The organism is Bacillus sp. H1a (assembly GCF_000633475.1).
Classification (GTDB): domain Bacteria; phylum Bacillota; class Bacilli; order Bacillales; family Bacillaceae_G; genus Bacillus_A; species Bacillus_A paramycoides.
Genome location: NZ_AYMH01000021.1, coordinates 38,941 through 56,822 on the forward strand (window position 1 = coordinate 38,941; position 17,882 = coordinate 56,822).

Genomic DNA, 17,882 nt, shown 5'->3' on the forward strand with positions numbered 1-17,882 from the left:
AAAAGGGATGGTTATATGTTGAAGAAATTAGTAGCAGGGACGTTAGTAGCGGGTTTTGCATTAACTGGAGGATTAGGAGTAGTAAGTGCTGCAGAAAAAGATAATACAATTAAATCATTTGATTATTTAAAAGTTGATGAAAAGAATGTTAATTCCTTTGCAAAATTAAGTGATCAATCAAAAAAAGACATCCAAATTACTATGGTACTACCTAAGCAAAATGAAAATGGAGATTGGTTAGCTTATGGCTTTACTAGCAGAGAAACTTTGGATGCTTTTATTGAAAAGGATAAAAAGGCACTTAAAAATCAAATTAATCCTTTAGGTAGTGGTGCTGGTAGTACTGATTTTTATGAACATAAAGATAAAGGTGGACAATATATTTATTGGAGCAGCGGCTTTAAAAACTTACCTTCTAGCTGGAACGACAGAATTTCTTCTGTAAGTACAGCATCACCTTCGGCAAGTTATTCAACGACGCTTTGGGAACATACTTCAACGCAAGGATATGGAAAAGGTGTATTCTTTAGACACTCTGATTGGTATGGTAAAACTGCTAATTTAGCTGCAGATTGGAACGATATTACTTCAGCGATTGAAATCAAATAGTAACAGGGCATTTCAATTAAATAAGTGAAGAAGTTTCAAAATCACTATTCTCTCATCGATTTAGAAAACATGAGAGAATAGTGATTTTCCTAGTATATTTTTATACATATTTCTACTTAAATATTATTGTTTACTAAAAAGACCAGTCATTTTAGACTGATCTTTCTACCTTCAAGCATGTACAGCATGTCCAACCGCCTGCAATAACGCTTCATGAATTGCTTCAGATAAAGTTGGATGCGCTGCGATATAATCCCTCATTATATCAGCGGTAACTTCCGTATGAATCATTACTGTGCCTTGCCCAATGAGTTCTGTTGCACGAGGGCCGATAATAGAAATCCCTACAATTTCTTGATATTTAGGTTCCACAATGACTTTTACTTTACCCATTTGTTCTCCTATAATAAGAGCTTTTCCGTTCGCAGTAAATGAGAATTCTCCTATGAGGATATCACCGTATTGCTTTCTAGCTCCTTTTTCAGTTAAGCCAACACTTGCGATTTCAGGAGCTGTGTATATACAGCGTGGTACAGCATGATAATTTACTTGCACACCTTCTCCGCTTGCATGTAATGCTGCTGTCGTTCCTTCATGAAAGGCGACGTGAGCAAGTTGAATCCCACCAATAACATCACCCGTTGCGTAAATATGTGATACGTTCGTTTGCATATGCTCATTCACAGTAATCCCTTTATTTGAAAATTGAACTCCTGCTTTTTCTAATCCTAAATCTTGTACACGAGGTTTTCTACCAACAGAAACGAGAACAAATTCTGGAGTTACTTCGTGAATACTTCCTTCGTATTCAAACGAAGCCTGTTTCTTATAATTATTTAATCCTTTTAAAGCTGCACCTGTGAAAATTTCCACACCATCATTTTCTAGTTTTCCTCTTAAAATATTTGCGATATCTTCATCTTCACCAGGTAGTAATTGCGTTGCCATTTCAACAATCGATACTTTCGTCCCAAGCCTACTATAAATACTTGCAAACTCGCAACCTATTACACCACCACCAACGATTAATAATGAATCCGGTATGTTTTCAAGGGACATTGCATGACTACTATTTAATATCCACTTTCCATCGAATGGAGCAAATGGAAGCTCAGTTGGTTCTGATCCCGATGCGATAATGAATTGCTCACCATCGACTACTTCTTCCTTATTACCTTGCATAACTTGTAAACGATGATCCGTTACAAATTTTGCTTTTCCCTTTAAAGCTTTAATTTTATTTTTCTTCATTAAATATTGTATACCTTGGACGAGCTGCGTAACGATTTGTGATTTTCTCATCTGTATTTGTTTCCAATCAATTGATACATTCTGCTTATCTACTAATACTCCAAAACGATTCGCATGATTAACAATATCGTATACTTCAGCACTTTCTAGCAATGATTTTGTAGGCATACACCCGACATTTAAACACGTTCCGCCAAGGTCAGATTCATCAATAAGAACGACTTCTTTACCATTTTGAGCAGCGGTTATCGCCGCTACATAGCCAGCTGGCCCGCCTCCAATTACAACTAATTTACTCATTCTCTCACCTTCTCTTTATAAAAGAATTGTTACGGGTTCTTCTAAATATTGTTTAATTGTGCGTAAAAATGTAGCTGCTGGTGCACCATCTAATACACGATGATCGAATGTTAAACTTAATGGTAATATGCTTCCTTTTTGCAATTCTTCCCCTTTATATACTGGAACATGTTCAATTGCACCTACACCTAAAATACCAGTCTCAGGTGTATTTAATACTGGTGTGAAATACTCAATTCCAAAACTTCCTAAATTACTAATTGTAAATGTCGTTCCTTGCATATCATCACTACTTAAACTACCTTCTCTTGCCTTTTGCGCAGCTTTCTTAATTTCTTTTGATAACTCTACTAAAGATAAATTATTTGCAAAGCGAATAGCTGGAACGACTAAGCCATTTTCTAATGCTACTGCCATTCCTAAATGAACGTGCTCAAATTGATGGATTGTATCATTTATATAAGCGCAGTTCATTTCTTTATGGTCTCGAAGCGCTAATACAACAGCACGAGAGACGAAATCTGTAATTGTTAATTTACTTTCATATCGTTTTTGTACAACTTCAGCCATATTTTTATGTAAAGCTACTAAATCTGTAACATCTACTTTCATCGTTAATGTTAATTGCGCGCTATTTTGCAAGCTTGCGTGCATGCGAGTTGCAATCGCTTTGCGCATACCAGTAACAGGAGTTGTTATACTTTCCTCTATTCCAAACGTTTCTGAAATAACTACTTTTTCTTCAAGTGCCTTTAATACATCTGCCTTTGTAATTCTTCCTCCAGGACCCGTTCCTATTAATGTTGCAATATCAAAATTTTCAGCTTTTGCAATTTTTTTCGCTACTGGAGAAATTTTCATTCTTTGTTTCGTTCCTTCTTTCGCATACGGTTCTGTATGCTGTACATTTTGAGGAGCTACTTCTTTAGGTGCAGATTCCTCTATAATATCTACCGCTCCATGCGCAGCTACTTTTTCATCCGGTTTACCTATATAGCAAATAACGGTACCAGGCGGAACTCCTTCATCTTCGCTTACAGCTATATCCAATACAGTGCCATCAGCTGGCGCTTCTATTTCAGTTTCAATTTTTTCTGAGTTAATGCTAGCGATTAATTCACCTTTCGCTACATTATCTCCCGCTTTAATATTCCAACTCGTAATAATACCTTCTTTCATCGCCATCCCTAACTTCGGCATTACAACTTCAACAGCCATATTTCTCTCTCCCTTCTCATCGTTTCATTACACATTTAATAAAGAACGGTCTCCGATCATTTCCGATACAGTTTCAATCACTTTCTCTGGCGTTGGTAAATATAATTTTTCAAGTGGTGGTGAGAACGGAACTGGTGTATGTGGCGCTGTTATTCGCTTAATAGGCGCGTCTAATAAATCAAAACCTTTATCCGCTACAATCGCTGCGATGTCAGTTGCAATACTACATCTTGGGTTCGCTTCGTCAATAACGATAAGACGATTTGTTTTTTCAACAGATGCTAAAATTGTATCTTCATCGAGCGGTGATAAAGAACGCGGATCAATGACTTCTACTTCTAGTCCCTTTTTCGATAATTGCTCAGCAGCAGCGAGCGCAGTATGAACTTGCTTTCCGATTGCGACTATCGTTACATCAGACCCTTCTCGTTTTATATCTGCTTTTCCTAATGGAATTGTGTAATATCCTTCAGGAACTTCGCCTTTCATATTGTAAAGAGTTTTATCTTCAAAGAAGATTACTGGGTCATCATCTTCAATTGCCGCTAATAATAAACCTTTTGCATCATACGGTGTCGATGGAACGACAACTTTAATACCTGGAATACTTGTAAATAAAGCATATAAACTTTGAGAATGCTGTGCAGCTGCGCTAAATCCAGCACCGTGCATCGTACGAATTGTAACTGGTACTTTCGCTTTCCCGCCAAACATGTAACGGAATTTTGCACCTTGGTTTAACACTTGATCAAGACAACTACCGATAAAATCATTAAACATTAATTCTGCAATTGGACGTAATCCAGTTGCTGCAGCTGCCATGGCTGCTCCCATATAACCAGCTTCAGAAATAGGCGTGTCTAATATACGATTTCTCCCAAACTCTTGAACAAGGCCTTTCGTTACCCCTAGAACCCCGCCCCACGCTTCATCATCTTGCAAATGATCAACTTGTGCACCACCCGCAACATCTTCTCTGATTAATATGACATTTTCATCACGGCGCATTGATAATTTCATCGCTTCATTAATTGCAGTTGACATACTTACTGTTCTAGTCATTGTTTTTCCCCCTCCTCTTATTTGTAAGACACGTATACATCTTTTAATAATTCTTCATCATCTGGATATGGACTATTTTCACTAAATTCAATTGATTGTTGCACTGCTTCATCTACTGCTTTTTCCATATCGACAAGTTCGGATTCTGTTAATAAGCCTTCATGAATTAAATGTTTGCGAAAATGCACAATCGCATCTTTTTCATTTAAATGTTCTTCTTTTTCTTCCGCAGTTTTATATGTTTGTGCTTCTCCCTCAAAATGACCGTAATTACGATACGTCATACATTCAATTAAAGTTGGGCCACCACCATTACGTGCACGCTCAACCGCTTCTTCAGCTGCTTTATATACTGCTAGAAGATCTTTTCCATCCACTTGAACACCTGGAATATTGTAAGCTTTCGCACGATCAGCAATTGAGTCACAGCTTGAAGCATATTCAAATGTAGTTGCTTCACCGTAACCGTTATTTTCTGCGATAAAAATAACTGGCAACTTCCAAATCGCCGCTAAGTTAACCCCTTCGTGGAATGTTCCTTCATTGTTTGCTCCATCACCGAAGAAGCAAACACTCACATCTTTTGTTCCTTTATATTTAGCTGTTAATGCCGAACCGCAAGCAAGTGGAAAACCACCGCCAACAATTCCATTCGCACCAAGCATTCCTTTATCTAAATCGGCAATATGCATTGACCCGCCTTTTCCTTTACATAATCCAGTCGCTTTCCCAAACAGTTCAGCCATCATTCCATTTAAATCACAACCTTTTGCGATACAATGACCGTGTCCTCTATGTGTACTTGTAATACTGTCGCTATCTGTTAAGTGGGCACATACACCAACTGCTACTGCTTCTTCTCCAGCGTATAAATGAACGAAACCTGGTAGAACGCCTTGCGCGAACAATTCATGCACCTTATCTTCAAACTTACGAATTTCTAACATTTTTTCATACATCCAACGAGCTTGTTCTTTCGTAATTTCATTCCCTTTACTTTCAGTTGTTTTTAACATGTTCAGCCCTCCTATTTTCTTGTTCGTCTTTTATATCGCAAGTACCGTGCCAAATTCTAATCCTTAATTTAATAGATTTTCTCTTCCTTTTAAAAATAAAAAAGTGGACAAAACGAAACAGTTGTCTCGTTTTGTCCACTTTTGTTCACTCAATTTGAGAATTATTACATTATTCACTATCAAAATGCTTCTGTAATTTCCGAATGTAAATAATTTGACCAATATGATACGCATTATGAGTTGTTACATTAGCTAATACTTCCCACCACTTCGCAGATACAGGAAATCCAACTACATCACTTTCAACCTTATCTTCATTTATAAGATTTTGCCATTGTAACAATTTCTCTAATAGTTTTTCTCTTAACTCTTCAAATGTTTGATTATCTGATAGCTTAAAACTTTTGTTATTATCACCGATAGCGGGCACGGCATTAACATTTGATTCTTTATACCTTGTTTGCCACGTCGAGTTCCAATACAGTAAATGTTGTACAATTTCAGCTATACTATTACTCTCTTCATTCGGCTTCCAGAAAGCTTCTCTCTCAGATAAATCTTTTACTGCATCTGAAAATGGAATATACCAACTAGGATCATTCGCATTTGCTAATAACTGATCTGCTAAAACGTCTTTAACATGGAACACTTTGCTTCCCCCCATTATAAAAACTTAAATTCATCAGCATGAATGCATTACTCACTTTTCTATATACGCTGATTCTATACGATTCCCTCTTTTTTGCCCCATTCCCATACATATGCACTAAAAGAAACTTAAAGCACCCAATCCATAAGCCGTCTCATAGAATACAGAAATACTACTAATTGCTATTACATGTACAAAAACAATATATAAGATTAATAGATTTTCTCCTTATTACTCGTTATGATAAAAGAAAAAGAAAGCGAGCGGACGATGAATAAAAAAATTGCGGTTATTACAGGTGCATCAAGTGGATTCGGATTATTAACGACACTTGAACTAGCGAAAAAAGATTATTTTGTTATCGCTACTATGCGAAATGTTGATAAACAAATAAACTTAATATCTCAAGCTACTGTACTTAACTTACAACATAATATAAAAGTACAACAATTAGATGTAACAGACCAAAACACTATACATAACTTCCAATTATTTTTAAAAGAAATAAACAAAGTAGACCTGCTCATAAATAATGCAGGATATGCACATGGTGGCTTTGTAGAAGAAATTCCAGTAGAGGAATACCGTAAACAATTTGAAACGAATCTTTTTGGAGCTATATCAATCACTCAGCTTGTTTTACCTTATATGAGAGAACAGAAAAATGGAAAAATCATAAATATAAGCAGCATTAGTGGTCAAGTTGGATTCCCTGGTCTATCCCCTTACGTTTCTTCAAAGTATGCATTAGAAGGCTGGAGTGAATCCCTTCGCTTAGAAGTAAAACCTTTCGGGATAGATGTCGCATTAATTGAACCTGGTTCTTATAACACAAACATATGGGAAGTAGGCAAACAATTAGCTGAAAACAAATCTGATACAACCTCTCCTTACAAAGAATATATGGATAAAATACAAAAACATATTAATAGCGGCAGTGATACATTTGGTAATCCGATAGATGTAGCTAATAAAATCGTTAAAATTGCCGAAGCAAAGCGTACTAATTTACGATATCCAATTGGAAAAGGTGTAAAATTTATGATTTTTGCGAAGAAGATTCTTCCTTGGAGATTGTGGGAATTTCTTGTTTTGAGAAGTTTTAAGAAGATGTAAATTTCTTTAAATAGTATTTACGAAGGAGGCGTTAATCAAATGCTAGGTTTACCTCTTGGTAAAGTTTTTTTAGTTCCTTGGACCGGAGAATGGGAATTTGAATTTTTAAAAGAGAAGCAATTAATCGAGGAACAAATTGGCGAATACATAATGGCAATACACCATATCGGAAGTACATCCATTCCACATTTAAGCGCAAAGCCTATTATTGATATTGCAATCGAATTAAATGACTTTGCAAATGGTATAGAATGTATTGAAAAGCTAGAACAATTAAATTATAAATATAGAAAAGATGTATTACCCGAAAGGTATTATTTCAATAAAGGTGAACCAAGAACTCATCAAATTCATATGTATGAACAACGGAATCCATATTTAATAGAACAATTAAGTTTTAGAGATTATTTAAAAGATAATAAAACTGCTCGCATGCAGTATGAACAGTTAAAGATTCAACTTTCACAAGCCAACCCTAATGATAAACACAAGTATGCAGAGGATAAAACAAGTTTCGTTAAATCCATATTAGCCAAAATAAATGATTAAATTAAGAAGGCCGAATTTCATATGCATAATAAGAAACCATTTAGCGGTAAATGGTTTCTTATTATGAAGTTTTCCTATTATTTGTAACATCAATAATTATTTTATTATGCAGCAGGTGGAACAAAATAAAATAGTATCGAAATCATAAATATATACGCAACCAATCCCATTATCGAAAGAAGATATTCTTTCGATTCTCTATCATACTTCCATTCCATCCACGCTCTTAAGATCCATGTTATCCCTAAATAAATGAAAATGGCATAAGCCATTTTAGAGTTTTCAAATTTAAACATATAATAACAACTAGCTATTATATAAATAATAATTAGTCCTATTTCTAATTTTTTATGTAAACTATTCACATGTTTATACCCAAAAAGCCTCCTCTTCTTCATATTCAACTTTTTTCTTAAAAACTGTTCTAAAAAGTAACCACCTATACAAACTCCAATAATAATAATCAAAATAGTAGAGGTTCCCATTGTTATCCCTCCCATTACTTTAATTGTTTTTAGAAATAAAGTGGACTACATTACGGTTATCCTCTTCTAAATAACCTACAATTCCTTCAGGATATGTGGGCTTCTCCTTTAATTCTTCTATACTTTTCCATATTAAAAAATATCCTCATGTTCTTTATGCCTTATTTCATTTGTAACTACCTCTTGAGCAGTTCCCCAATGTATCAATGTACAATGATGACCTTTTTCGTTGTTCCAATCAAAAATATGTTCATTTACAACTGCTAATTCTTGAACAAAAACTTTTAAATTATATTCTTCCAATAATTCTCGTGTTATTGCTTCTTTTGCTGTTTCACCATATTCAATAGTTCCACCTGGAAAACGATAAAATGACTCATTCTCATCACATTGTACAAGTACTTTGGAATGCTCTTCATTTACTATTATTACTTCTGCCCTTAAACGTGGCCTAGTCATTTTTTATTCCTTTTCTCCGGCTGATCACTCGGATACGTAGCATTTGTTTTGTTTTCTACATCCCAACTAATGATGGTCGCACTATCTCGTCCTAATTGAAAATGAACGTGTTCTAAAACGTTGTGAACAATTTCATTAAGCTCTATATTATTTTCATTCATATCATTATATAGATTTAATGGTGTTTCATAAAGACGTTCCCCGCATTCTAATACCCCGTCTGTGACCATTACAATTCGATTGTTACCAGTACGTAGTTCACGAATTCCTGATGAATAGCAAGGAACGGGTAAATCAAATGTGTTTACATTTCCAATCCACTCGTAAAAATGACGTTGGTTTAATGCATATTGTCCTAATTTATGTAACTCCTCATGAAATACATAAACGAGACAATCTCCAATAGATAGCCACGATATGTAATTTTCTTTTCTTACACATATTAAGCAAGCTGTTTCACCTTTTACTTTTTGGCACTTTTCTTTAAATGAAGAGGATTGAAAAACTGTAAGTATATGATTTTCAACAGATCGAAATACTGTTTCAATTGGTTCTTCCATTATTGCATTTATATTTTCATATTCTTTTTGGATTGTATTTACTACTAAATCAACACTTTCTGCACTATTATGTCCGTCTAAAATAGCGGCGAATTCCCAATCATCATTCGACCAAACTAATGCACCGTCTTCATTCTTTTTTGCTCCGACACTTATATTACCACCATATTTACCGAGTACAATATCACCATATTGTTTAACTGAGATTTCTCCTAAACACATTTCCATATTTCCAACCCATGAATATCGTTTATTATTTTTTGTATGCATACTCATTTACCATATACTTTCGTATTCTTTCGCATAGTTTTTTAATTTCCTCTGAATCCCCATATGGTGCACCAGTCCAATTTGCTACTTCAGTCGGTGACCAAAATTCTTTTGGTGTATTCGGATAACGCGGAATAATGTGCATATGTAAATGTGGTACACCATTACCCGAAACAAAAGTGTAAATATGTTCTGCACCTTCACTTTCTTTTAGCGCTTTACTTACTCTACTAGTTATAAGTCCGAATGCTTTTGCCTCATCTTCAGTTAATTCAGCAAGACCAGGTACATGTCTTTTTATATCAATCATTACGTAACCGAGATACGTTTCTTCTGTATCCCAAAGGACATGCCCAACGTATATGAGATCGTCTTCATAAATAGCACCGCCTGGAACTATAATGTTTCCTTTATGTTTTTCACAAATGAAGCAGTTTTGTTCTGCTTGATTGTTTAATGACATATCCATCACCATCCTTTTCATATATGATATCATAAAAAAAGGAAAAGCAGGCTTTATATTCCGAAAATTCAATCTCTCAAATTGACAATCTTCACATTAAATTTCATATTAATAGTTTGCACCTCATTACTTCCTCAAAGCCGCAATTCCCATTCCAATTACAATCCCAATCGCAATTCCGATCACTAAATTATTTGTAAATAAGCCAGGAACTACGCCGATTACAATGCCTATAGCGACACCGATCGCCATTGCAGCATTTCTTTTTTTATTATTAGCCAAAATAACATCTCCTCTCATCATTTCTCTCGATATATTATTTAGTTGAACGTTACTATCTCTTAATATATTTTCTATTCCACTTGAAATTTCCCCAAAAATGTACTTTATTACTTTTCCATTTCCCCTGCCTAATCCTTTTCATATGAAAGAATTTTTAAGTCACCATTACATATACATAGGCATTTAATATAAGAAAGATCAGTTATTCATTGAAGGAGGAACGATTCGAATGTATCCTCATTGGAATCCAAATATAAATCAACAATATGCTTACTCCCCCCAACCTGTAAGGAATACACTGCATCATGATTCTCAATACATGATGCAACGCATTGCAAGCCTTGAGAGCCAATTAGCAAAATTAATCTCTTTAATCGAAGAAAATAATCATTTAATTAAATCAATGGAACAACAGCAAAACCAAGTTTGTGCACCAGCTGGAGGTTCAGTTATCGTTCGGATGTAATCTTTCCGAACATAATTAAAAACACACTTTGAAGTATAAAGTGTGTTTTCTTTTTTATTTTCTTTTTTGATGAAACCCTTGTGTAATTCGGTCTAATACAATCGCAATTACTACAATAGCTAGTCCAGCTTCAAATCCCATTCCGATATTTACTTGTGTAACGGAGCGGTAAACATCGACTCCAAGTCCTGGTGCCCCTACAAGTGAAGCCGTTACAACCATTGATAACGAAAGCATAATACTTTGGTTTACACCAGCCATTATCGTACCCGTTGCGAGTGGTAATTGTACTTTAAATAATTTTTGTGATGCGGTAGAGCCAAATGCATTTGCTGCTTCAATTAAATCTTCTGGAACTTGTCTAATTCCTAAGTCTGTAAATCTGATTGTCGGTGGCATTGCGAAAATAACGGAAGCAATAATACCTGGCACAACGCCTACTCCAAAAAATGTTATTGCGGGAATGAGATATACGAATGCCGGCATTGTTTGCATAAAATCTAATGTCGGTTTTAAAAATTTTGAAAAGCGTTCATTTTGTGATGCTAAAATACCAATTGGAATGCCGACTATTATGGAAATAATAACTGAAGTGAGTACGAGTGCTAAAGTTTGCATCGTTTGTCCCCAATAATTAATGTTTAAAATGAACAGTAAACCGATAATAGTAAAAATGACTAAAGATACTTTTTTCGTTGTGTACCAAATGAGGAAACATACGATAATAATCATCAATATAGCTGGTATTATTGTTAAAAAATTAGTGAGTAAATCAACGAATCCGCCGATAATATAGGAGAACCCTCGGAATAACCCTTCAAAGTGATCATATAAACTCGCAACAAATGTATCAACCCATTCGCCTAACGGAATACGCGGAATATTATTCATTGTCTTTCACCTCTTCCTCGATATTACCTGCAAGAGCTTGAATGACACTTTCACGTTTAATAATTCCTCTTAACCTTTTCTTTTCATCAATTACTGGTAATGGAAATTTCATCTCCGCCATTTTTGCATACGTTTCTTCAAGTAAAGTATCTAAATAAACGTGCGGAATATCATTAAGTAATAAATCAGCAATTGGCCACTGTTTTTGCACAGCTTTACTAGCATCATCCGCTGTTAAAATACCTAAAAACTCATACTTTTTGTTCACAACATATACAGTAGAAACACCCGCATTTCTCATAATTTGTAGAGCTACACGAGGCCCACGGTCGATTAATAACGTTTCTGGTCTTTTTAAAATCGATTCTGCCGTAATGACTTTTCCTAAATTAACATCTGCGACAAATCTCTCTACAAATTCATTTGCAGGGCTCATCATTATTTCTTCTGGTGTTCCAATTTGAACTACTTCTCCATCTTTCATTAATGCGATTCGATCACCAATTCGAAGGGCTTCATCTAAGTCATGCGTAATAAAAATGATTGTTTTCTCCATTTTATCTTGCAACTCTAACAATTCATCTTGCATTTCTTTTCGAATTAGCGGATCTAACGCACTAAACGACTCGTCCATTAATAAAACATCCGGATCATTCGTTAACGCCCTTGCAATTCCAACACGTTGCTGCATACCGCCACTAAGTTGACTAGGATAATTATCTTTATGATGTTCAAGTCCTACTAACTTCAACGATTCTAACGCTTTATTTTCTCGCTCTTCTACTGGAACTCCTTGTATTTCTAAACCATACGCAACGTTTTGTATAACTGTACGATGCGGAAATAAAGCGAACTTTTGAAATACCATGCTCATCTTCGTTCTTCTCACTCTTCGCAATTCTTCTTTTCCCATCGTTGCGATGTCTTCACCATCTATGTATATATGACCTGCTGTGGGTTTGATTAATTGATTTAGCATTCGAACTAACGTTGATTTTCCGCTACCGGATAATCCCATTATGACAAAAATTTCTCCCGTATACACATCGAATGTTGCCTTTTTCACACCAACATTCATTCCCGTTTCTTTTAATATTTCAGATTTACTCTTTCCTTCCTTTAATAAAGCAACCGCTCTTTGAGGATTTTTCCCGAAAACTTTTGTTACGTTCTCGACACGTACTTTCGTATTTTTCATACAGCTACTCCTTTCCTACCCATCTATTCACATAGTGTTGCGATTTTACAAATAAATATTACATAAAAATTACATTCATAAGTTTCCTTTAAAATTCTCGTTTCCGTTCATAATAAGAGTGTTCACTTATAGATTTATTTATATGAGTTAAGGTTTCATAGGAGGTTTTTTAATGCGAAAAAAAATATGGATATTAAGTCTTTTATTATTTATTAGTATGATTTTCACTTCTTGTAATGCAACAAATGCAAATTCGAAAGGAAAAATTAAACTTGGTGTAACAAGTTGGAAAGAAAATATTGCAACCGCAAATATGTGGAAAGTTTTATTAGAAGAAAAAGGTTATAAAGTAGAGCTTATGTATTTAGAAAAAGCTGCGATTTGGACTGGAGTCGCTCGCGGTGATGTTGATGCTAATTTAGAAGTATGGCTTCCTGTTACGGATAAACCATTAAACGATCGTTATAAAAATGACATTGTCTTAAAATCAAAATGGTATGAAGGTACTGGACTTGGTTTAGTTGTTCCTTCTTATGTGAAAAACGTTAACAGTATTGAAGATTTAAATGCTCATAAAGACGAGTTAGAAAATAAAATTGTCGGAATTGAACCTGGCAGTAGTCTTATGAATTTAACGAATAAAGCAATGAAGGAATATGATATAAAACTAAAACTTGTCCAATCTTCAGAAGCTGCGATGATGAGCGAACTAAAAAAGGCATATACGAAAAAGAAACCAATCGCTGTTACGCTTTGGAATCCACATTGGGGTTTTTCAGAATTTGACTTAAAATATTTAAAAGACCCTAAGAAAGTATATGGTGAAAAAGATGACATTTATTACTCAGTTCGTAAAGGTTTCGAAAAAGATCATCCTGATATTGTGAAATACTTTGATAAATGGAAAATGAACGATGAACAACTTGGTACATTAATGGTCATGTTAAATAAAACGAAAGACCCGGAAGAAGCTGCACGAAAATGGATTAAAAAGAATCAAGCTTTAGTTGATGAATGGATAAAAGAATAAAGAATGACAAAACAGGCTAGAGAATTTAGCGTATTCTCTAGCTTGCTTTATGTTATTTTCTCTCAATAACTGTATCGACAATTCCATATTCCTTCGCTTCTTCTGCCGTCATAAAATAATCTCTTTCTGTATCATGTGCTACTTTTTCAACTGGTTGCCCTGTTCGCTCTGCGATAATTTTATTAATATCGTGTTTTAACTTCAATATTCTTTTTGCTGTAATTTCAATTTCCGTCGCTTGCCCTTTCGCACCACCGAGCGGTTGGTGAATCATAATTTCACTATTAGGTAACGCAAAGCGTTTACCTTTTGCACCTGATAATAATAATAGTGCACCAAATGATGCCGCAAAGCCCATACAAAGCGTTTGCACATCTGGTTTAATAAGATTCATCGTATCTAATATTGCAAATCCCGCTGTCGTTGAACCACCTGGACTATTGATATACAGGAATATATCCTTTTCTGCATCTTCCGCTTCTAAAAATAATAATTGTGCTACTACACTACTTGCAACTTGATCGTTAATTTCTGAACCAATCATAATAATTCGGTCTTTTAATAACCTTGAATATATATCATAGGAACGCTCTCCTAATTTCGTTTGTTCTATTACGTAAGGAATTGCATTCATTATAAATCCCTCCATCTATTTTATGCCGCACTAAGCATACAACTGTAAGAAAAAGGTTTTTTCATATTGAATAATAACACCGGTTGTATTGATGGTAACTTAGTGAAATCTATTGTTGGGAGAAGTTTTGTCAACAATTCAGGTCTTTCTTCACGAATAGAAGTTACAACGATTTCAACATCATCCGTGTACTCCACTATTTCAATGCCTTCTTCACTTACAGTTTTCAGCCTATTTCTACTCCTAAATAACGATGCTTTAACCGCACCTTCTGATACAGAGCATATTTTTGCAATATCCGCGATACTATATTGAAAAACATCCTTTAATAATAAAATTGCGGTTTGTTGTACATTTAATGAAGATAGTACTCTTTCTACCATCACATGCAAATCTGCAATCTTTTCATGTGGTTCTTCAAATGAAATTTGCTCTTCCATTTTCTCTTGTACTGATTTTGCCTTCACTTGGTCTAGCCACCGGTTTCTAGCTATTTTATATAGAAGCGTTATACAAATATCTTTATCACTATACTTTTGAAGAACTTTACACACTGCTTCTTGCGCGAGATCTTCACCGTCCCATTTATTTTTCGTTAAAAATGTACAATATCTTTTTAACTCTCCATAATTCTCAATTAAAAAATTTATATTTGAATGATTCATATCGATATGATTCTTTAAGAATTGCGTTACTTTTGTGCACAAAATAACCACTCCTTTTCAGCGCTTACTTAATAAACGATTGAACAAATAAAAAAGTTACGGGGCTTATAATAAATTTTATGTTTATGTTCATGAATACGGGTCATAAATATGTTATATAGAATTTTACATGAGGAGGAATCAATTTGCCAAAATTAACAGTTGAAGGTACAGGAACTTTTGATATAAAGGAAGGAACGAAATTAGTATTAGCACTTGAAGATAACGGTGTGCATATTCTACATCGTTGCGGTGGCAAAGCAAGATGTACAACTTGTCGAGTTGAAGTCATTGCAGGTGATTTTTGTGATCCCACAAATGATGAAAAACAAGCCATTACTGAAAAAGGAATTGAAGATCATTTAAGATTATCGTGCCAAATGCGTGTACACAAAGATATTACTGTCCGCCCTATCCTTACAGTTGAAAATTCCGGCTTAGATGCTGGACCACGTCCGGCGGAGTAAAGCGATGAATTTAAAACAGATCGCCGGTGAATATGCTGCGGATTTTGTACAAGACAATATGAAAGTTGGACTCGGCACTGGCTCCACCGTATATTGGACAATACAAAAATTAGGGAAACGTGTGCAAGAAGGTTTATCCATTCAAGCAGTACCAACATCAAAAGAAACTGAAGCATTAGCTAAACAACTATCAATCCCATTAATTCCCTTAAATGAAATTGATATACTCGATCTCACCATAGATGGTGCAGATGAAATTGATTCGAATTTAAAGTTAATAAAGGGTGGCGGAGGTGCATTGCTTCGTGAAAAAATCGTCGCTGCATCCTCTGAAAAACTTATAATTATTGCAGATGAGTCCAAACTCGTTACACATTTAGGTGCCTTTCCACTTCCTATTGAAATTATCCCCTTCTCTTGGAAACAAACTGAAAAGAGAGTTCAAACATTAGGATGCGAAACACATATACGTATGAAAAATGATGGAATATTTATTACCGACAACGGTAATTTCATTATTGATTGTATTTTTCCAAATAAAATATTGAATCCAAATGACATACATAAAGAACTAAAAATGATTACTGGTGTAGTTGAAACAGGATTATTTATTAATATGACGAGCAAAGCAATCATTGGAACAGAAAACGGAATAAAAGAATATTAATTGCTTTAAAAACTGACTTTTAAAAGTCAGTTTTTCTTTTTCCTTTTAAACCACTACTGTATGATATACTATGAAAACACATTCATTTCATTCTAGAAAGGGTTGAACAAATTGCAATCAAAACTCATAACAGAACTTACAGATTTAGAAACTGCCTTTCATATTCGAAAAGAGGTATTTGTTAAAGAACAAAGTGTCCCTCTTGAAGACGAGTTCGATACATTTGATAGAATTGGCGAAGAATGCAAACATATTTTAGTTTATTATAATGAGCTTCCTGTAGGTACTGGTCGTATACGCTTTGTTGACGGGATAGGCAAACTAGAAAGAATTTGTATTTTAAAAGACTATCGCAAATACGGATTAGGAAAAGTAATTATTCAATCATTAGAAGAGATTGCTCATAACAAAGAAGCAAACAAAGTTAAATTACACGGTCAAACACATGCCGAAGGATTTTATAAAAAATTAGGCTATCAAACCTCATCTGACGTATTTATGGAAGATGGAATTCCGCACATTCTTATGACGAAAGAATTGGCGTAATAAAAAGGTCTATTTTGTAGGGTAATTGCTTATGCATAAAATAACACTATTTTTTTGTATACTGTTGCTATAAACTCTCGCGAGATTTGGAAAATAGATTCGCGAATCAACCGCTTTTCCAACTTGATGTGGTGATGAGATGCGCAGCTATTATGAGTGCAGTGAAATAACAAGGAGGTTTCCACTATGACAGCTTTATTTGAACCTATGGCGTTTCAGCTGAAAACCGAGCGACTTGACCTGAGTATGTGGGAGGAAACCGATTCAGCCTGGATGAGAAAATTAATTGGCGAACGTGGTGTGGATATGCCACCCCTTGACGCCGTTCGTAGCCAACTTATCGAGATGCGTAAGAGAGCAGTCGAAAATGGCATTTCCCTTCTCACTATTCGCCGACGAGACGAAGGCGATTTCATCGGATACTGTGGCTTGATTATCGGTCGTTCCACACTTGAAGAGCCAGAAATCGCATACGAGTTGTTCCGCAATGCTCATCGTAAAGGCTATGCGACTGAGGCAGCATCCGTTGTGCTGGACGCTGCGATTGCTACCGGACGTCACAGACTTTGGTCGACTGTAGGCGCTTGGAATGTTGCATCCCTCCGGGTGCTAGAAAAGATAGGATTTAAGCGACATCACAGTACGTGGGACGAGCGCGGTGAAATAGTTTGGAACGTACGCGATCTTTAGAGATTCCGACCTAATCCGAAACTATGGAAATAGAGAAAAGGTCATTAGTTTAGGGGAGAATCCAGATAAAGAAAAAAGGACTGATTTATAACCCAAATAGTGACAAAGTATAACCGAAGCAGTAACAAAAAATATTATTGTACTAATTGGATGCTTATCTTGCATAAGATTTAAACAACGATTTTCAACAATCGGGCTTTTTAATTGAGCAAAAATCATCAAACTTTTTTATAAAAGGATGATTCAATTGAATATAGAAAAAGCGTGTTTTGAACAATCTTTTTTCAAAACACGCTTTTT

General features: G+C 35.1%; 22 protein-coding genes and 1 pseudogene. 9 read left to right on the top strand and 14 right to left on the bottom strand.

Annotated elements, in window-relative coordinates; all coding sequences use genetic code 11:
• Positions 1 to 15 precede the first annotated feature (15 nt).
• Positions 16 to 609 (top strand): hypothetical protein, encoded by a 594-nt coding sequence (locus U860_RS0110725; protein ID WP_025148518.1) that lies wholly within the window; start codon positions 16 to 18, stop codon positions 607 to 609.
• A 171-nt stretch (positions 610 to 780) separates the two neighbouring features.
• On the opposite strand, the gene lpdA is transcribed toward U860_RS0110725, so the two are convergent.
• The 5 genes from lpdA to U860_RS0110750 all read right to left on the bottom strand — a co-directional run bounded on the left by lpdA (position 781) and on the right by U860_RS0110750 (position 6,105).
• The gene (lpdA, locus tag U860_RS0110730) at positions 781 to 2,160 is read right to left on the bottom strand and encodes a dihydrolipoyl dehydrogenase (protein ID WP_025148519.1); all 1,380 of its coding nucleotides are present in this window, start codon (positions 2,158 to 2,160) and stop codon (positions 781 to 783) included.
• A 15-nt stretch (positions 2,161 to 2,175) separates the two neighbouring features.
• Positions 2,176 to 3,378 carry a dihydrolipoamide acetyltransferase family protein gene (locus U860_RS0110735; RefSeq protein WP_025148520.1) on the bottom strand — a complete coding sequence of 401 codons (1,203 nt, stop codon included), beginning with the start codon at positions 3,376 to 3,378 and terminating at the stop codon, positions 2,176 to 2,178.
• A 27-nt stretch (positions 3,379 to 3,405) separates the two neighbouring features.
• The gene (gene acoB, locus U860_RS0110740) at positions 3,406 to 4,440 is read right to left on the bottom strand and encodes an acetoin:2,6-dichlorophenolindophenol oxidoreductase subunit beta (RefSeq protein ID WP_025148521.1); all 1,035 of its coding nucleotides are present in this window, start codon (positions 4,438 to 4,440) and stop codon (positions 3,406 to 3,408) included.
• A gap of 17 nt (positions 4,441 to 4,457) precedes the next feature.
• Positions 4,458 to 5,456 (bottom strand): acetoin:2,6-dichlorophenolindophenol oxidoreductase subunit alpha, encoded by a 999-nt coding sequence (acoA, locus tag U860_RS0110745; RefSeq protein ID WP_025148522.1) that lies wholly within the window; start codon positions 5,454 to 5,456, stop codon positions 4,458 to 4,460.
• A 169-nt stretch (positions 5,457 to 5,625) separates the two neighbouring features.
• Entirely contained in the window at positions 5,626 to 6,105 is a 480-nt protein-coding gene (locus U860_RS0110750; RefSeq protein WP_025148523.1) for a DinB family protein, read from the bottom strand.
• A gap of 270 nt (positions 6,106 to 6,375) precedes the next feature.
• Between U860_RS0110750 and U860_RS0110755 the strand changes: the two genes are divergently transcribed.
• On the top strand, positions 6,376 to 7,221 hold the full coding sequence (locus U860_RS0110755; protein WP_025148524.1) for an oxidoreductase: 846 nt from the start codon (positions 6,376 to 6,378) through the stop codon (positions 7,219 to 7,221).
• Between the two features lie 39 nt (positions 7,222 to 7,260).
• Complete coding sequence (locus U860_RS0110760; protein WP_025148525.1) at positions 7,261 to 7,770, top strand: GrpB family protein; 510 nt, start codon at positions 7,261 to 7,263, stop codon at positions 7,768 to 7,770.
• Between the two features lie 104 nt (positions 7,771 to 7,874).
• On the opposite strand, the gene U860_RS0110765 is transcribed toward U860_RS0110760, so the two are convergent.
• From U860_RS0110765 to U860_RS0110785, 5 genes and pseudogenes are all read right to left on the bottom strand, one after another.
• Positions 7,875 to 8,255: a DUF4181 domain-containing protein gene (locus tag U860_RS0110765; RefSeq protein ID WP_025148526.1), complete on the bottom strand. Its 381-nt coding sequence runs from the start codon at positions 8,253 to 8,255 to the stop codon at positions 7,875 to 7,877.
• A gap of 19 nt (positions 8,256 to 8,274) precedes the next feature.
• A pseudogene (locus U860_RS31385) lies at positions 8,275 to 8,714 on the bottom strand (NUDIX domain-containing protein).
• Complete coding sequence (locus U860_RS0110775; protein WP_025148527.1) at positions 8,711 to 9,550, bottom strand: PP2C family serine/threonine-protein phosphatase; 840 nt, start codon at positions 9,548 to 9,550, stop codon at positions 8,711 to 8,713. The pseudogene U860_RS31385 and the gene U860_RS0110775 overlap by 4 nt, the downstream one beginning before the upstream one ends.
• A complete protein-coding gene (locus U860_RS0110780) occupies positions 9,528 to 10,028 on the bottom strand; it encodes an HIT family protein (RefSeq protein ID WP_115610307.1) in 501 nt (166 codons plus the stop codon). The genes U860_RS0110775 and U860_RS0110780 overlap by 23 nt, the downstream gene beginning before the upstream one ends.
• 105 nt (positions 10,029 to 10,133) lie before the next feature.
• Positions 10,134 to 10,307, bottom strand: a complete 174-nt coding sequence (locus U860_RS0110785; protein ID WP_025148529.1) for a hypothetical protein — start codon at positions 10,305 to 10,307, stop codon at positions 10,134 to 10,136.
• A gap of 211 nt (positions 10,308 to 10,518) precedes the next feature.
• Between U860_RS0110785 and U860_RS0110790 the strand changes: the two genes are divergently transcribed.
• Complete coding sequence (locus U860_RS0110790) at positions 10,519 to 10,755, top strand: hypothetical protein (RefSeq protein ID WP_025148530.1); 237 nt, start codon at positions 10,519 to 10,521, stop codon at positions 10,753 to 10,755.
• Between the two features lie 54 nt (positions 10,756 to 10,809).
• Here the strand turns inward: U860_RS0110790 and U860_RS0110795 are convergent, their stop codons facing one another.
• Complete coding sequence (locus U860_RS0110795) at positions 10,810 to 11,646, bottom strand: proline/glycine betaine ABC transporter permease (RefSeq protein WP_025148531.1); 837 nt, start codon at positions 11,644 to 11,646, stop codon at positions 10,810 to 10,812.
• Complete coding sequence (locus tag U860_RS0110800) at positions 11,639 to 12,844, bottom strand: glycine betaine/L-proline ABC transporter ATP-binding protein (RefSeq protein WP_025148532.1); 1,206 nt, start codon at positions 12,842 to 12,844, stop codon at positions 11,639 to 11,641. The genes U860_RS0110795 and U860_RS0110800 overlap by 8 nt, the downstream gene beginning before the upstream one ends.
• 172 nt (positions 12,845 to 13,016) lie before the next feature.
• Between U860_RS0110800 and U860_RS0110805 the strand changes: the two genes are divergently transcribed.
• Positions 13,017 to 13,874, top strand: a complete 858-nt coding sequence (locus U860_RS0110805; RefSeq protein WP_025148533.1) for a glycine betaine ABC transporter substrate-binding protein — start codon at positions 13,017 to 13,019, stop codon at positions 13,872 to 13,874.
• A 52-nt stretch (positions 13,875 to 13,926) separates the two neighbouring features.
• Here U860_RS0110805 and clpP read toward each other — a convergent pair whose 3' ends face one another.
• Positions 13,927 to 14,508 carry an ATP-dependent Clp endopeptidase proteolytic subunit ClpP gene (clpP, locus tag U860_RS0110810; protein WP_025148534.1) on the bottom strand — a complete coding sequence of 194 codons (582 nt, stop codon included), beginning with the start codon at positions 14,506 to 14,508 and terminating at the stop codon, positions 13,927 to 13,929.
• Positions 14,509 to 14,528: 20 nt separating this feature from the next.
• Positions 14,529 to 15,215 (bottom strand): RNA polymerase subunit sigma-70, encoded by a 687-nt coding sequence (locus tag U860_RS0110815; RefSeq protein ID WP_025148535.1) that lies wholly within the window; start codon positions 15,213 to 15,215, stop codon positions 14,529 to 14,531.
• A gap of 143 nt (positions 15,216 to 15,358) precedes the next feature.
• Between U860_RS0110815 and U860_RS0110820 the strand changes: the two genes are divergently transcribed.
• From U860_RS0110820 to U860_RS0110835, 4 genes are all read left to right on the top strand, one after another.
• Positions 15,359 to 15,679 (top strand): 2Fe-2S iron-sulfur cluster-binding protein, encoded by a 321-nt coding sequence (locus tag U860_RS0110820; protein ID WP_002172267.1) that lies wholly within the window; start codon positions 15,359 to 15,361, stop codon positions 15,677 to 15,679.
• Between the two features lie 4 nt (positions 15,680 to 15,683).
• Complete coding sequence (rpiA, locus tag U860_RS0110825) at positions 15,684 to 16,346, top strand: ribose 5-phosphate isomerase A (protein ID WP_025148536.1); 663 nt, start codon at positions 15,684 to 15,686, stop codon at positions 16,344 to 16,346.
• Positions 16,347 to 16,457: 111 nt separating this feature from the next.
• On the top strand, positions 16,458 to 16,892 hold the full coding sequence (locus tag U860_RS0110830; RefSeq protein ID WP_025148537.1) for a GNAT family N-acetyltransferase: 435 nt from the start codon (positions 16,458 to 16,460) through the stop codon (positions 16,890 to 16,892).
• 186 nt (positions 16,893 to 17,078) lie between these two features.
• The gene (locus tag U860_RS0110835; RefSeq protein ID WP_025148538.1) at positions 17,079 to 17,582 is read left to right on the top strand and encodes a GNAT family N-acetyltransferase; all 504 of its coding nucleotides are present in this window, start codon (positions 17,079 to 17,081) and stop codon (positions 17,580 to 17,582) included.
• Positions 17,583 to 17,882 lie beyond the last annotated feature (300 nt).

Excerpts from the sequence above, each read along its gene's own strand:
- lpdA (WP_025148519.1), bottom strand. The coding sequence starts at position 2,160 with ATGAGTAAATTAGTTGTAATTGGAGGCGGGCCAGCTGGCTATGTAGCG.
- acoA (WP_025148522.1), bottom strand. The coding sequence starts at position 5,456 with ATGTTAAAAACAACTGAAAGTAAAGGGAATGAAATTACGAAAGAACAA.
- U860_RS0110785 (WP_025148529.1), bottom strand. The coding sequence starts at position 10,307 with ATGAGAGGAGATGTTATTTTGGCTAATAATAAAAAAAGAAATGCTGCA.
- U860_RS0110735 (WP_025148520.1), bottom strand. The coding sequence starts at position 3,378 with ATGGCTGTTGAAGTTGTAATGCCGAAGTTAGGGATGGCGATGAAAGAA.
- U860_RS0110780 (WP_115610307.1), bottom strand. The coding sequence starts at position 10,028 with ATGAAAAGGATGGTGATGGATATGTCATTAAACAATCAAGCAGAACAA.
- rpiA (WP_025148536.1), top strand. The coding sequence starts at position 15,684 with ATGAATTTAAAACAGATCGCCGGTGAATATGCTGCGGATTTTGTACAA.
- U860_RS0110790 (WP_025148530.1), top strand. The coding sequence starts at position 10,519 with ATGTATCCTCATTGGAATCCAAATATAAATCAACAATATGCTTACTCC.
- U860_RS0110760 (WP_025148525.1), top strand. The coding sequence starts at position 7,261 with ATGCTAGGTTTACCTCTTGGTAAAGTTTTTTTAGTTCCTTGGACCGGA.
- U860_RS0110755 (WP_025148524.1), top strand. The coding sequence starts at position 6,376 with ATGAATAAAAAAATTGCGGTTATTACAGGTGCATCAAGTGGATTCGGA.
- U860_RS0110775 (WP_025148527.1), bottom strand. The coding sequence starts at position 9,550 with ATGAGTATGCATACAAAAAATAATAAACGATATTCATGGGTTGGAAAT.
- clpP (WP_025148534.1), bottom strand. The coding sequence starts at position 14,508 with ATGAATGCAATTCCTTACGTAATAGAACAAACGAAATTAGGAGAGCGT.
- U860_RS0110835 (WP_025148538.1), top strand. The coding sequence starts at position 17,079 with ATGACAGCTTTATTTGAACCTATGGCGTTTCAGCTGAAAACCGAGCGA.
- U860_RS0110805 (WP_025148533.1), top strand. The coding sequence starts at position 13,017 with ATGCGAAAAAAAATATGGATATTAAGTCTTTTATTATTTATTAGTATG.
- U860_RS0110795 (WP_025148531.1), bottom strand. The coding sequence starts at position 11,646 with ATGAATAATATTCCGCGTATTCCGTTAGGCGAATGGGTTGATACATTT.
- acoB (WP_025148521.1), bottom strand. The coding sequence starts at position 4,440 with ATGACTAGAACAGTAAGTATGTCAACTGCAATTAATGAAGCGATGAAA.
- U860_RS0110800 (WP_025148532.1), bottom strand. The coding sequence starts at position 12,844 with ATGAAAAATACGAAAGTACGTGTCGAGAACGTAACAAAAGTTTTCGGG.
- U860_RS0110725 (WP_025148518.1), top strand. The coding sequence starts at position 16 with ATGTTGAAGAAATTAGTAGCAGGGACGTTAGTAGCGGGTTTTGCATTA.
- U860_RS0110765 (WP_025148526.1), bottom strand. The coding sequence starts at position 8,255 with ATGGGAACCTCTACTATTTTGATTATTATTATTGGAGTTTGTATAGGT.